Raw genomic sequence first — 13,656 nt, 5'->3', positions numbered from 1 at the left:
TTTATTAATGGTTTTAAAAAATAACTATAAAAATAAAAATGTTTTTATAACAGGTGCAACAGGTTTTAAAGGTACTTGGCTCTCTATATGGCTTCAAAGATTAGGCGCAAACGTAATAGGATATTCCTTAGAGCCTGCGACAAATCCATCTATGTTTAACATATGTAATTTAGAAGATAAAATTACAAATATAATAGGTGATGTTAGAGACTACAATTTTTTACTAACTCAATTTCAAAAACATAAACCAGATATAGTTTTTCATTTAGCAGCTCAACCTTTAGTAAGACAATCTTATAAATGCCCTATTGAAACATATGAAACAAATATCATGGGAACAGTTAATTTACTAGAAGCTGCTAAAAATACAGGTAGTGTTAAATCAGTAGTTGTGGTTACCACAGATAAATGCTATGAAAATAAGGAATGGCCTTATGGATATAGAGAAAATGATTCTATGGGTGGATATGATCCTTATAGTTCTAGTAAAGGTTGCGTAGAACTTATTGTATCTGCATACAGAAATAGTTTTTTTAATGAAAGAGGTATAGCATTATCAACTGCTAGAGCAGGAAATGTAATTGGTGGCGGTGATTGGGCAGAAGATAGATTAATACCTGATTTTGTTAGAGCAGTTACTGAAGATAAATCTATAAGAATAAGAAATCCTTACGCTACAAGACCTTGGCAACACGTCCTAGAACCATTATCAGGATATTTAAGGATTGGAGCATTGATGTTAGATAATAAAGAAACTTATAGTAGTGCTTGGAATTTTGGACCGAAAGATAGTGATGTTTTAACTGTAGAGGATATATTAAGATCTGCCATAGACGTTTGGGGTAAGGGAACTATAGAAATGGATAAAAGGGATAATCCCCATGAAGCAAATTTCTTAAAACTTGATATAAGTAAAGCCAATACTTATTTAAAATGGAGACCTGTGTATACAGTAAATAAAGCTCTTGAATATACAATCAAATGGTATGAACATTATTATGTAAATGGTAATAAAAATATATATGAATATACTTTAAGGCAAATAGAAGATTATGAAAAAGAAGCAAAGAAACAAGGACTAACATGGAGTGAGGAAAATGATTGATAGAGCACAAATATTTGAAAAGGTTGTAGATTATTATAAACAAGATCAACAAAGAACAGAGTTTATTCCTGGGAAGACGTATATACCAGCTTCAGGAAAAGTTGTAGATGAGCGTGATTTAACTAATTTAATTGATGCATCTCTTGATATGTGGTTAACATCTGGAAGATACGGAGATGAATTTGAAAAAGAATTATCTAAGTTTTTAGGAGTAAAATATACATCTCTTGTAAATTCTGGCTCCTCTGCAAATTTATTAGCTGTATCAGCTCTGACTTCACATAAGTTAGGTAAGAGAAGATTAAAAAAGGGTGATGAAGTAATAACTGTTGCTGCTGGTTTTCCAACTACTGTAGCACCAATTATACAGAATGGATTAATTCCTGTGTTTGTAGATGTAGAACTGAGAACATATAATATTATAGTTGATGATTTAGAAAAAGCATTATCTGAAAAAACAAGAGCCATAATTGTAGCACACACATTAGGAAATCCTTTTGATTTAAATAAGATAATTGAGTTCGCAAAGAAACATGATTTGTGGATTATTGAAGATAATTGTGATGCATTAGGTTCAAAATACGATGGTAAATATACAGGAACCTTTGGACACATATCTACATATAGTTTTTATCCTGCACATCATATAACAATGGGTGAAGGAGGAGCTGTAGTTACTAATGATGTACAGTTGCATAATATAATTCGTTCTATTAGAGATTGGGGAAGAGATTGTATATGTCCCCCAGGAAAGGATAATTGTTGTGGACATAGATTTACACAACAGCATGGAGAGCTTCCAATGGGATATGATCACAAATATGTATATTCTCATTTTGGCTATAATCTTAAGGTTACAGATATGCAAGCTGCTATAGGTGTATCACAGCTAAGGAAATTACCAGCATTTATTGAAAAGAGAAAAAATAATTTTTATAAATTATACGAAGGGTTAAGAGACCTAAATGGATTTTTAATTCTACCAGAACCTACAAAGAACACTGAACCAAGTTGGTTTGGATTTCCTATAACGATTAAGGAGAATAATAAATATACTAGAAATTCTCTTATACAATTTTTAGAGGAGAAAAAAGTTGGTACAAGATTGCTATTTGCGGGTAATATATTAAAACAACCATTATTTACAGAAAATAAAGTGGAGTATAGAGTTGCTACAGAATTGAAAAACACAGATATGATTATGAAGAATACTTTTTGGATTGGAGTTTGGCCAGGAATTGAAGATAAGCAAATTCAATATATAATAAAGAACTTTAAACAGTACTTTTCTTAAGGATGAAATATTTTTCTATTCAATTAAATAATAAAACTGTTAAGTTATTACATCAAACTTACGATATATTATACAGATGAGAACATTAAATAAGGAGGTTTTAAATAATGAGAATTGAATGTAATACCGCAAATATGTATAATTCAAACTCTCAAGTTGATATGCTAAAAAAGGAAGTCAGTTCATCTGTAAAAATAGAAAAAGTTAAGGATGAAATTGCTCGTGATGTGCCAATAAATATTGACAGTAAACAACAAATTGAAGAACATGAAGTAATAGAAGCTATAGAAAAGGCTAATAAACACTTCAAAGTATATGACCGAAGATTAAAATTTTCTATACATGAAAAAACAAAACAAATTATGGTTAAAGTAATTAATACAGAAGATGATTCTGTTATAAGAGAGATTCCATCTGAAAAAATTTTAGATATGGTTGCAAAGTTATGGGAAATGGCTGGGATTTTTGTTGATGAGAAAAGATAAGGAGTGATTAATATGGCAGTAAAATTTTCTGGTTTAGCTTCTGGACTTGATACAGATAACATTATAAAAGAGTTAATGAAAGCAGAAAGAATGAAGGTTGACAAAGTAAAAAAACAGAAGACAAAACTTGAGTGGAGAAAAGATATTTGGAAAGAAATGAATAAAAAGCTTTATTCTTTCTATACTAAACAAGTTTATAATTTAAGATCTAAAGGAACTTTCATGAAAAAGACCACAGTATCTTCTAATGACTCCATTATTTCTGCTAAAGCTAATGTAAACGCTGCAGAGGGAACTCATACACTTACTGTAACTCAACTTGCAAAGGCTTCTTTTCTAACAGGAGATAAGATAACAAAAGATAAGGATAATAATGACATAGATGTAGAAGCATCAACTAAAATAAGTGAATTATTGGATTTTGGCGCAGATACTGAAAAAATGATTAGTATTACAACCCAAAAAAACGGTGGAACACCAGTAGAGATAACTATAGGTAAAGATGATACAATGGCTCAAATAGTATATAATATAAAGAAAGCTGTTGAAGACGTTAATATTTCATTTGATAGTAATTTTGACCGAGTAATGATGTCAAGTAAAAATCAAGGTGAAGATGTTAAGCTTCAAGTAGGTGGAGATGCCAATTTAATTAAAGCTTTAGGCTTAGAAGGTAAAGTAGGTACTGATGGAGAAAATTCTATATTTACCTACAATGGAACAGAATTAGTATCTGATAGTAATGAAATAACTGTTAATGGTCTTACTCTAACCTTAAAAGCAAAAGGTGATGTTAACATAACTGTTAATCAAGATACACAAGCTATGTATGACAATGTAAAAGATTTCATAACTGAATATAATAAAATACTTGTTGAAATTAATGAAAAACTTGGTGCAGATAGAGTTGTAGGATATGAACCTCTTACTCAAGACGAAAAGAAAGCAATGTCCGAAGATGATATAAAATTGTGGGAACAAAAAATAAAAGATTCATTATTAAGAAGAGATGATATTCTAACTAGTTTAGTAGATTCCATGAGAAGTATTGTTGGAAGTAGTAGTGGGGTGGATACATCAGGGCTCGACTATCGTTATTTATCTGAATTAGGAATTGTAACAGGAAAATATACTGAAAAAGGAATTTTACATATTGATGGCGATGAAGACGATACATTGTATGCTGCTAAAACAAATAAATTAAAAGAAGCAATTGAACAAGATCCAGAAAAAGTAGCTGATTTATTAAATGCTATAGGGGATAAACTATACTCAAAAATGCAAGAAAAAATGAAATCAACAGAGATAAGTAGTGCATTCACTTTCTTTAATGATAAACAGATGGATAATCAAATAGATGATTATAAAGACAGAATAACTGTATTAGAGGACAAGTTAACTAGTATAGAAGAAAGATATTACAGACAATTCACTGCCATGGAAAAAGCAATCCAAATGATGAACAGCCAAAGTGCATCACTAGCATCAATGTTAGGAGGGTCTCAATGATAACAAATACTGGATATAACAAATACCAAAACAACTCAATCTTAACAGCTTCTCCACAAGAACTAACACTAATGCTATATAACGGTGCAATAAAATTTTGCAATCAAGCTATCGTATCTCTAGATAACAACGAAATAGAAAAAGCTCATAATTATATTAATAGAGTAGAAGATATTATAGAAGAATTTGTTATTACATTAGATGAAAAATATCCAGTAGCAGAAAGTTTTAAAAAAATGTATGACTACATAAATGATAGGCTAGTAGAAGCTAATATAACTAAAGACAAAGAAGTATTAGAAGAAGTTTTAGGCTTCCTAAGAGAACTTCGTGATACTTGGAAAGAAGCTATGAAGCTTGCAAAGATTCCTAAAAATAAAGACACAAATAACGCTACAGAATAAAGGAGTGAAGTGATACTATGGATATAGCAGCACTATCAACATCTTTGTCACAAGGGAAAATTATGTCCCAGGTTAATATTTCATTAAGTAAGATGGGTATGGATATGGTAAAACAGCAGGGACAAGCGTTAGATCAGCTTATACAATCTGCTTCACTTGAAACATCAGTCAATCCACATATAGGAGCTAATATAGATATTAGGCTTTAATGAACTTGATTAACATTTACTTATATAAGTAGAAAAGAGGTATTTGTATGTCGGATATCAACACCTATCTTAATATATTATTAGATTCGTTGGATAAGAAATCGGATGTTCTAAAAAACATCTATGAAGTTACTAGAAAACAAAGTGAATACGTTAATAATAATAAGTTTGATCTAGAAGAATTTAATGAGTTTATGGCTGAAAAACAAAAATATATAGACGAGATAGCCATTTTAGACTCAGGTTTTCAGTCAACATTTGATAGAGTATCAAATGAACTTGAAGGAAATGTTCACCTATATAAAGACAAAATAAAATTACTCAAAAATAAAATAACTAGTGTATCTGAAATAGGTATTGATATACAAGTATTGGAAGAAAAGAACAAAGTAATAATAGAAGAACATTTCAACAACAAAAAAAGAGAGATAAAAACTTTTAAAAAGAGTAAGAAAACAGCAACAAACTACTATAAAAACATGAATAACTCTTTTAAAGATAAATCTTATTTTTTGGATCAAAAAAAGTAAAATAAGCTCATTGGAATATAAATATTACTATAATAATAAAATTGTTTCGAAAACCTTGACAGTAGAACCCACAATATGATATATTATATACGCATATTTGTAGGGCTCTTTTTTTTATGCCGTAAAATAATATATGCAATTCTCTAAACTTATAGACAAGTGGAGGTGGAAGTTGTGCGTGTCAAAATAACTTTAGAATGTACTGAATGCAAGCAAAGAAATTACAACACAACAAAAGAGAAAAGATTACATCCAGAAAGACAAGAAACAAAAAAATACTGCAGATTCTGTAGAAAACATACTCTTCATAAAGAAACTAAGTAATTTTCTGCAATAATTTGCACAAAGGAAGTGAAAACATGGGTGAAGCCAAAGTTGTTAAAAAGAAAAGCTTTTTTAAAGGTTTAAAAGGCGAATTTAAAAAAATCATATGGCCTGATAGAACAACATTAGCAAAACAAACAGTTACCGTATTATTTGTTTCATTAGTGGTTGGAGCTATAATTACTGTAATAGACCTATTGTTTCAAGCAGGAGTAGGGTATATTTATTAGAAAAATTGGTATACTCTTCAAGTATGTAGAGATTATAATTTTATTATAATCGTGAAATAAGTAAAGAAGGATGGTTCTATGGCAGAAGAAGCTAAATGGTTTGTTGTGCATACTTATTCAGGGTATGAGAACAAAGTTAAAGCTAATATTGAAAAATTAGTTGATAACAGAAAATTACATGACCAAATATTAGAGGTAATTGTACCACTATACAAAGTTGTAGAAGAAAAGAATGGAAATAAAAAAGAAGTTGAGAAAAAAACATTTCCAGGATACGTTATCATTAAGATGGTCATGAACGACGATACTTGGTACGTTGTAAGAAACACTAGAGGTGTTACTGGATTTGTTGGACCTGGATCAAAACCTGTACCATTATCTGAAGAAGAGATAAAAAATATGGGTATTGATATCGAGGTTGTTAACATTGAGGTAGAGACTGGTGATTCCGTTAAAGTTACTGAAGGACCTTTTGAAGGATCTGTAGGTATTGTTAAGGAAATTCATGAGCATAAACGTACCGTAATAGTTAATCTTTCAATATTTGGTAGAGAAACACCAGTAGAATTAGACTTTACGAAAATGGAAAAAATTTAATTTATTATTGGTTTTATAGTATGAACTACGTTAGTTCATGCTAGTGGGAGGGAAATCCCGTTAAATACCACAAAATTCAGGAGGTGCCCTTAATGGCTAAGAAAGTTACAGGAATGATAAAATTACAAATTCCAGCTGGTAAAGCTACACCAGCACCACCAGTAGGTCCAGCACTAGGACAACATGGTGTAAACATAATGCAATTTACAAAAGAATTCAACGCTAAAACAGCTGATCAAGCAGGAATGATTATTCCAGTAGTAATTACTGTATATCAAGATAGAAGTTTTAGTTTTATCACTAAGACTCCACCAGCAGCTGTATTACTTAAAAAAGCTTGTAAAATAGACTCTGGTTCAGGAGTTCCTAACAAAACAAAAGTAGCTACAATTTCTAAAGAAGAAGTTCAAAAAATTGCAGAATTAAAAATGAAAGATTTAAATGCTAGTTCTATTGAATCAGCTATGAGTATGATTGCTGGAACTGCAAGAAGCATGGGAATTGTTGTAGAATAGACAGTGTTACTACAAAATTCACACTGTGGGAGGGTTGCTCCCGATATTACCACAAGGAGGTTAATGAAATGAAAAGAGGAAAAAGATATAAAGAGGCTGCTAAATTAGTCGATAGAACAACACTATACGATCCAAAAGAAGCAGCTGACATTGTTGTAAAAACAGCTAGTGCTAAATTTGACGAAACTATCGAGTGTCATATTAAATTAGGTGTAGACAGCCGTCATGCTGATCAACAAGTACGTGGAGCTGTTGTACTTCCACATGGAACAGGTAAATCAGTTAGAGTATTAGTATTTGCTAAAGGTGATAAAATTACAGAAGCAGAAGAAGCAGGAGCAGATTTTGTTGGAGGGAATGAATTAATTCCTAAGATTCAAAATGAAGGTTGGTTAGACTTTGACGTTGTAGTAGCAACACCTGATATGATGGCAGTTGTAGGTAGACTTGGACGTATACTTGGTCCAAAAGGATTAATGCCAAATCCAAAAGCTGGAACAGTAACAATGGACGTTGCAAAAGCTATTAAGGATATAAAAGCAGGTAAAATTGAGTATAGATTAGACAAAACAAATATTATTCACGTTCCAATCGGAAAAGTATCATTTGGAACAGAAAAGATTATGGACAACTTCCACACTTTAATGAGCGCAATTATAAAGGCTAAGCCATCGGCTGCCAAAGGTCAATATTTGAGAAGTGTTGCCATAACTTCTACAATGGGACCTGGAGTTAAAATCAACGGAGATAAAATATCTGCAGAAAAATAGTTGACAAGCTATTTGCTAGATGTTATAATACGTTGGAAAATTAAATAACACGTTAATCTCTTTGGAGATTACTTAACCGTAGACAGTAGGTACTATTATTTAGTGTAAAGGGTAACCACCTACCGAGGTATTACAAGTAAACATTAACAATTAAGAATTGAGTTCTGATTGTTGATTGATATGAATTGTTAACCTCTTTGTCTATGGACAAAGAGGTTTTATTTATTAAGTACAAAACATAATGTTTTTACTAAATATAATACGATGAGAATCGTACTAAGAACTGTAACTTTGAATTTAAGGAGGTGTACAGGATGCCAAATGTAGAATTAAAGCAAACAGTAGTAGATGAAATTAAATCAAAACTTGATGGAGCATCATCTATAGTGCTTGTTGATTATCGTGGTTTAACAGTTGAAGAGGATACAAAACTACGTAAAGACCTTAGAGAAGGAAATGTTCTTTATAAAGTTTACAAAAACACTATGATGAATTTTGCCTTCAAAGGTACAGATTTTGAAGAGTTAAAAGATCATTTAGAAGGTCCTAGTGCTATTGCAATAAGTTATGAAGATCCTACAGCTGGACCTAGAATACTTAAAAATGCAGCAAAAGACTTTAAGAATCTTGATTTTAAAGCTGGTGTTGTAGAAGGAACTTATTATGATGTTGAAGGTATTAAGAAAATAGCTTCAATACCTGCAAGAGATGAATTACTTGCTAAATTACTTGGTAGCTTCCAATCACCTATTTCAACATTTGCTCGTACAGTTAAAGCTATCGCTGACAAGGCAGAAGAAACAGGAGCTGAAACAGCTGCAGTATTAGCAGCTAATAAAGCAGAAGAAAAAGTTGAAGAAGCACAAGAACAAACAGAAGAATAATATAAAAATTCCGGAGGTGTATAATAATGGCAAAATTAACTACAGCAGAAATAATTGATGCTATTAAAGAATTATCAGTATTAGAATTAAACGAATTAGTAACAGCGTGTGAAGAAGAATTTGGTGTATCAGCAGCAGCAGGTGTTGTAATGGCAGCTCCTGGAGCAGCAGGTGGAGCAGCAGCTGAAGAGAAAACTGATTTTGATGTTGAATTAACAGCAGCAGGTTCACAAAAAATCAAAGTAATCAAAGCAGTAAGAGAGATTACTGGTTTAGGATTAAAAGAAGCAAAAGCATTAGTTGAAGGTGCTCCAACAAATGTTAAAGAAGGCGTAGCTAAAGATCAAGCTGAAGAAATGAAAACTAAGTTAGAAGAAGTAGGCGCATCTGTAACATTAAAATAATAATGAAATAAAGCCTCTAGCTAAGCTAGAGGCTAAATTTATAAGAATCAATACTTTATTTAATAAGAAGTGAAATCTAAAAGTAAATAAAAAAGTGTAATTATTATTCTACATTAATTCTAATTAAATTGCGGCTCAGGTCGCTTTTATTAATTTCTAGTGATACAGACTTATTCATCCAAAAGTACAAATTTCAATTCGAAGAATAATAATCTAAAAAAAATCCAAAAACTTATTGACACACATTCTAATGTGTGGTAACATTTGATAATGCATTATTGTGGAGTTGTATGCTCATTAGTCGTGTATACAAAAAACTTAACAAATAATAGAAATCGAAAAACAACTCTAAAGAGTTGATTTTAACTGATATAAGACCATTTAGTATTCTAAATGAATAATAATTTAATAGATGTCAATGATATAAAAGATGATTAATGATACATGATGATACTGGCAATACATTATTTTTTAGCCAAAAATCATAGTATTTTTAGATAAATTTAAATTTAGCCAAGGGGTGAAACGTACATGGAAAAAAACAGAATTCGACCTATGAAGATCGGGAGAGGCCTTAGAATGAGTTACTCCCGAAAAAAAGAAGTCCTAGACATGCCAAATTTAATAGAAGTACAAAAAAACTCTTATCAATGGTTTTTAAAAGAAGGACTTAAGGAAGTATTTCGTGATATATCCCCTATTACTGATTATAGTGGGAACTTGGTACTAGAACTTATAGACTTCTCACTTAATAAAGAATTAAAGTACACAATTGAAGAATGCAAAGAAAGAGATGCCACTTACGCAGCTCCGTTAAAAGTAAAAGTCAGATTGATTAATAAGGAAAAAGATGAAATTAATGAACATGAAATTTTCATGGGTGACTTACCTGTAATGACAGAAACAGGTACATTTATAATTAATGGTGCTGAGAGAGTTATTGTAAGTCAATTAGTTCGTTCGCCTGGAATATACTATGGAATTAATTTTGATAAGATTGGTAAAAGATTATTCTCATCAACAGTAATTCCTAATAGAGGTGCATGGTTAGAATACGAAACTGATTCTAACGATATTTTTTACGTGCGCGTTGACAGAACAAGAAAAGTACCAATAACAGTATTAATAAGAACATTAGGTATCGGAACAGATGCAGCTATTGTGGATTTATTCGGGGAAGAGCCTAAAATATTAGCAAGTATTGAAAAAGATGGAACAACGTCTTACGAAGAAGGATTAATTGAGATTTATAAGCGTATAAGACCGGGAGAACCACCAACAGTAGAAAGCGCTGAGTCATTAATTAATACAATGTTTTTTGATCCTAGAAGATATGATTTGGCTAAAGTAGGACGATATAAATTTAATAAGAAATTAGCACTAAAAAATAGAGTTAAAGGTTTCCCTTTATCAGAATCAGTTGTTGATGGATCAACTGGTGAAGTTATTGCAGAGGCTGGAACTGTAATTACTGAAGAAATAGCAGATAACATTCAAGATGCTGCTATACCATATATTTGGGTTACTGTTGAAGACAGAAAAGTAAAAGTACTCTCTAACCTAGCGGTAGACATAACTAAATTTGTAGATATAGACCCAAAAGAATTTGATATATATGAAAGAGTATATTACAAAGCATTGCAAGAAATATTAGAAGAATACGATGACATAGAAGAAATAAAAGAAGCTATTAAGAGAAACATACACAAATTAATACCTAAGCATATAACTAAAGAAGATATATTAGCTTCAATTAACTATAACATTGCTTTAGAATATGGTATAGGAAATAAAGACGACATTGACCATTTAGGAAATAGAAGAATTCGTGCCGTAGGTGAATTATTACAAAACCAATTTAGAATAGGTTTATCTAGACTAGAACGTGTTGTTAGAGAAAGAATGACAATACAAGATAGCGATGGAATATCACCACAGACATTAATAAATATAAGACCTGTTACAGCAGCTATTAAAGAATTCTTTGGTAGTTCACAGTTGTCACAGTTTATGGACCAGAATAATCCTCTAGCTGAGTTGACTCATAAAAGACGTTTATCAGCTCTTGGACCAGGTGGTCTTTCAAGAGAGCGTGCAGGTTTTGAGGTTCGTGACGTCCATCACTCCCACTATGGTAGAATGTGTCCTATAGAAACACCAGAGGGACCTAACATTGGACTAATCAACTCCTTAGCTTGTTATGCAAGGATTAATGAATATGGATTTATTGAAGCACCTTATAGAAAAATAGACAAATCTTCTGGAGTTCCAGTAGTTACAGATGAAGTAATCTATGTAACAGCTGACGAAGAAGAAAACTATAGAGTAGCACAGGCGAATGAAATACTTGATGAAGAAGGACACTTCTTACACAAATACGTTACAGGTAGACATAAAGAAGATATATTGGAGATGGATGCGAACACTATTGATTTAATGGACGTATCACCAAAACAGTTATTCTCAGTTGCAACATCAATGATTCCATTCTTGGAAAATGATGATGCCAACCGTGCGCTAATGGGATCAAACATGCAACGACAAGCTGTACCATTGCTAATGACTGACTCTTCAATTGTAGGTACAGGTATGGAGCATAAAGCAGCAATTGACTCTGGTGTAGTAATTATTGCTAAACGACCAGGTGTTGTAGAAAGAGTTGCTTCCAAAAAAGTAGTCATCAAAACAGATGACGGACAACGAGATATATACAAATTACAAAAATTTTCACGTAGTAACCAAGGAACATGTATTAACCAAAGACCAATAGTGAATAAAGGTCAAAGAGTAGAAATGGGGGAAGTCATTGCTGATGGACCATCAACTGATCATGGTGAAATAGCATTAGGTAAAAACCCTCTAATCGGTTTTATGACTTGGGAAGGTTATAACTTTGAGGATGCTATCCTATTAAGTGAAAATCTAGTAAAAGAAGATGTTTATACATCTGTTCATATAGAAGAATACGAAGCAGAAGCAAGAGACACTAAGCTTGGACCAGAAGAAATTACTAGAGATGTACCAGGTGTTGGTGAAGATGCTCTGAAAGACCTTGATGAAAGAGGTATCATAAGAATTGGAGCAGAAGTACGTGCTAATGATATATTAGTAGGTAAAGTAACACCAAAAGGTGAAACAGAATTAACAGCAGAAGAAAGACTTCTAAGAGCAATATTTGGTGAAAAAGCCAGAGAAGTTAGAGACACATCCCTAAGAGTACCACACGGAGAAACTGGTATTATAGTTGATGTAAAAGTATTTACTAGAGAAAACGGAGATGAATTACCACCAGGAGTAAATCAATCCGTTAGAGCATATATAGCACAAAAAAGAAAAATCTCAGTTGGAGATAAGATGGCTGGACGTCATGGTAACAAAGGTGTAATCTCCAGAATCTTACCAGTTGAAGATATGCCATTTTTACCAAATGGTAGACCACTTGATATCGTGCTTAACCCACTAGGGGTACCATCCCGTATGAACATAGGACAGGTACTTGAAGTCCATTTAGGATTAGCTGCAAAAGCACTTGGATTCAAGATTGCTACACCTGTATTTGATGGCGCGAACGAAGATGATATCATGGATACATTAGAGCTTGCTAATGATTACGTTAATGAAGAATTTGATACATTTGCTTCTAAATACGGAGAATTATTACGACCTGATGTTCTAAAATATTTAGATGAAAACAAAGCTCACCGTGAAGAGTGGTCAGGTGTTCCAATTTCAAGAGACGGTAAGATTTACTTGAAAGATGGTAGAACAGGAGAATATTTTGATAATCCTGTTACTGTAGGATATATGCATTACCTAAAACTTCACCATTTAGTTGACGATAAGATTCATGCTAGATCAACTGGACCTTATTCACTAGTAACTCAACAGCCTTTAGGTGGTAAAGCACAATTCGGTGGACAGAGATTTGGTGAGATGGAGGTATGGGCACTAGAAGCATATGGTGCTGCTTATACACTTCAAGAGATATTGACAGTAAAATCTGATGATGTTGTAGGACGTGTAAAAACTTACGAAGCTATTATAAAAGGTGAAAATATACCAGAACCAGGAATACCAGAATCATTCAAGGTATTATTAAAAGAATTACAATCCTTAGCCCTTGATGTTAAAATTCTTAGAAGTGATGCTACAGAAGTAGAAATCAAGGAAAATATGGATGATGTAGATGACTTATCTATTAACCTAGAAGGAAAAGAAGACGAATATGTGGCTTCAGACGTAGTAAGTGGTGGAGCTAGTAAAAAAGAGACTTCAGAAACGGATGAACTGTTTGATGATATAGAAGATGAGAGTTATGATGAATTTGATGAAGATAATTTTATAATATCAGATGAAAAAACATTATTTGACGATGAGAAGTAAGAAGGGAGTGTCC

General features: G+C 32.2%; 15 protein-coding genes and 1 other annotated feature. All 15 genes read left to right on the top strand.

Features of this window, described 5'->3' with window-relative positions; translation table 11 throughout:
- The first annotated feature begins 7 nt into the window (after positions 1–7).
- Positions 8–1,105 (top strand): CDP-glucose 4,6-dehydratase, encoded by a 1,098-nt coding sequence (rfbG, locus tag HYG85_RS08645; protein WP_212693119.1) that lies wholly within the window; start codon positions 8–10, stop codon positions 1,103–1,105.
- Complete coding sequence (gene rfbH / locus HYG85_RS08640) at positions 1,098–2,399, top strand: lipopolysaccharide biosynthesis protein RfbH (RefSeq protein WP_212693118.1); 1,302 nt, start codon at positions 1,098–1,100, stop codon at positions 2,397–2,399. Before rfbG ends, rfbH begins: the two co-directional genes overlap by 8 nt.
- Positions 2,400–2,506: 107 nt before the next feature.
- Positions 2,507–2,884: a flagellar protein FlaG gene (locus HYG85_RS08635; RefSeq protein ID WP_244971301.1), complete on the top strand. Its 378-nt coding sequence runs from the start codon at positions 2,507–2,509 to the stop codon at positions 2,882–2,884.
- A gap of 12 nt (positions 2,885–2,896) precedes the next feature.
- The gene (gene fliD, locus HYG85_RS08630) at positions 2,897–4,393 is read left to right on the top strand and encodes a flagellar filament capping protein FliD (RefSeq protein WP_212693117.1); all 1,497 of its coding nucleotides are present in this window, start codon (positions 2,897–2,899) and stop codon (positions 4,391–4,393) included.
- Positions 4,390–4,797 carry a flagellar export chaperone FliS gene (gene fliS / locus HYG85_RS08625; protein ID WP_212693116.1) on the top strand — a complete coding sequence of 136 codons (408 nt, stop codon included), beginning with the start codon at positions 4,390–4,392 and terminating at the stop codon, positions 4,795–4,797. Before fliD ends, fliS begins: the two co-directional genes overlap by 4 nt.
- Before the next feature lie 17 nt (positions 4,798–4,814).
- Positions 4,815–5,006 (top strand): YjfB family protein, encoded by a 192-nt coding sequence (locus HYG85_RS08620; RefSeq protein ID WP_113672557.1) that lies wholly within the window; start codon positions 4,815–4,817, stop codon positions 5,004–5,006.
- Between the two features lie 47 nt (positions 5,007–5,053).
- The gene (flgN, locus tag HYG85_RS08615; RefSeq protein ID WP_212693115.1) at positions 5,054–5,536 is read left to right on the top strand and encodes a flagellar export chaperone FlgN; all 483 of its coding nucleotides are present in this window, start codon (positions 5,054–5,056) and stop codon (positions 5,534–5,536) included.
- 174 nt (positions 5,537–5,710) lie between these two features.
- Positions 5,711–5,860 (top strand): 50S ribosomal protein L33, encoded by a 150-nt coding sequence (rpmG, locus tag HYG85_RS08610; protein WP_113672555.1) that lies wholly within the window; start codon positions 5,711–5,713, stop codon positions 5,858–5,860.
- Positions 5,861–5,895: 35 nt separating this feature from the next.
- Complete coding sequence (gene secE, locus HYG85_RS08605) at positions 5,896–6,090, top strand: preprotein translocase subunit SecE (RefSeq protein WP_113672554.1); 195 nt, start codon at positions 5,896–5,898, stop codon at positions 6,088–6,090.
- 78 nt (positions 6,091–6,168) lie between these two features.
- Positions 6,169–6,687: a transcription termination/antitermination protein NusG gene (nusG, locus tag HYG85_RS08600; RefSeq protein ID WP_113672553.1), complete on the top strand. Its 519-nt coding sequence runs from the start codon at positions 6,169–6,171 to the stop codon at positions 6,685–6,687.
- Between the two features lie 92 nt (positions 6,688–6,779).
- Positions 6,780–7,202: a 50S ribosomal protein L11 gene (gene rplK / locus HYG85_RS08595; protein ID WP_113672552.1), complete on the top strand. Its 423-nt coding sequence runs from the start codon at positions 6,780–6,782 to the stop codon at positions 7,200–7,202.
- A gap of 68 nt (positions 7,203–7,270) precedes the next feature.
- On the top strand, positions 7,271–7,972 hold the full coding sequence (rplA, locus tag HYG85_RS08590) for a 50S ribosomal protein L1 (RefSeq protein ID WP_113672551.1): 702 nt from the start codon (positions 7,271–7,273) through the stop codon (positions 7,970–7,972).
- Positions 7,973–8,030: 58 nt separating this feature from the next.
- Positions 8,031–8,203: a sequence feature (ribosomal protein L10 leader region), on the top strand.
- 83 nt (positions 8,204–8,286) lie between these two features.
- Positions 8,287–8,856, top strand: a complete 570-nt coding sequence (gene rplJ, locus HYG85_RS08585; protein WP_113672550.1) for a 50S ribosomal protein L10 — start codon at positions 8,287–8,289, stop codon at positions 8,854–8,856.
- 26 nt (positions 8,857–8,882) lie between these two features.
- Positions 8,883–9,260, top strand: coding sequence for a 50S ribosomal protein L7/L12 (rplL, locus tag HYG85_RS08580; RefSeq protein ID WP_113672549.1), 378 nt, complete (start codon positions 8,883–8,885; stop codon positions 9,258–9,260).
- A 531-nt stretch (positions 9,261–9,791) separates the two neighbouring features.
- Entirely contained in the window at positions 9,792–13,643 is a 3,852-nt protein-coding gene (rpoB, locus tag HYG85_RS08575; protein WP_212693114.1) for a DNA-directed RNA polymerase subunit beta, read from the top strand.
- The last annotated feature ends 13 nt before the right edge of the window (positions 13,644–13,656 follow it).

Source organism: Vallitalea guaymasensis, assembly GCF_018141425.1.
GTDB lineage: Bacteria > Bacillota > Clostridia > Lachnospirales > Vallitaleaceae > Vallitalea > Vallitalea guaymasensis.
The sequence above is the reverse complement of the archived record's forward strand: the minus strand, read 5'-3'. Positions and strand labels throughout refer to the sequence as shown.

Excerpts from the sequence above, each read along its gene's own strand:
- rfbG (WP_212693119.1), top strand. The coding sequence starts at position 8 with ATGGTTTTAAAAAATAACTATAAAAATAAAAATGTTTTTATAACAGGT.
- rfbH (WP_212693118.1), top strand. The coding sequence starts at position 1,098 with ATGATTGATAGAGCACAAATATTTGAAAAGGTTGTAGATTATTATAAA.
- HYG85_RS08635 (WP_244971301.1), top strand. The coding sequence starts at position 2,507 with ATGAGAATTGAATGTAATACCGCAAATATGTATAATTCAAACTCTCAA.
- fliD (WP_212693117.1), top strand. The coding sequence starts at position 2,897 with ATGGCAGTAAAATTTTCTGGTTTAGCTTCTGGACTTGATACAGATAAC.
- fliS (WP_212693116.1), top strand. The coding sequence starts at position 4,390 with ATGATAACAAATACTGGATATAACAAATACCAAAACAACTCAATCTTA.
- HYG85_RS08620 (WP_113672557.1), top strand. The coding sequence starts at position 4,815 with ATGGATATAGCAGCACTATCAACATCTTTGTCACAAGGGAAAATTATG.
- flgN (WP_212693115.1), top strand. The coding sequence starts at position 5,054 with ATGTCGGATATCAACACCTATCTTAATATATTATTAGATTCGTTGGAT.
- secE (WP_113672554.1), top strand. The coding sequence starts at position 5,896 with ATGGGTGAAGCCAAAGTTGTTAAAAAGAAAAGCTTTTTTAAAGGTTTA.
- nusG (WP_113672553.1), top strand. The coding sequence starts at position 6,169 with ATGGCAGAAGAAGCTAAATGGTTTGTTGTGCATACTTATTCAGGGTAT.
- rplK (WP_113672552.1), top strand. The coding sequence starts at position 6,780 with ATGGCTAAGAAAGTTACAGGAATGATAAAATTACAAATTCCAGCTGGT.
- rplA (WP_113672551.1), top strand. The coding sequence starts at position 7,271 with ATGAAAAGAGGAAAAAGATATAAAGAGGCTGCTAAATTAGTCGATAGA.
- rplJ (WP_113672550.1), top strand. The coding sequence starts at position 8,287 with ATGCCAAATGTAGAATTAAAGCAAACAGTAGTAGATGAAATTAAATCA.
- rplL (WP_113672549.1), top strand. The coding sequence starts at position 8,883 with ATGGCAAAATTAACTACAGCAGAAATAATTGATGCTATTAAAGAATTA.
- rpoB (WP_212693114.1), top strand. The coding sequence starts at position 9,792 with ATGGAAAAAAACAGAATTCGACCTATGAAGATCGGGAGAGGCCTTAGA.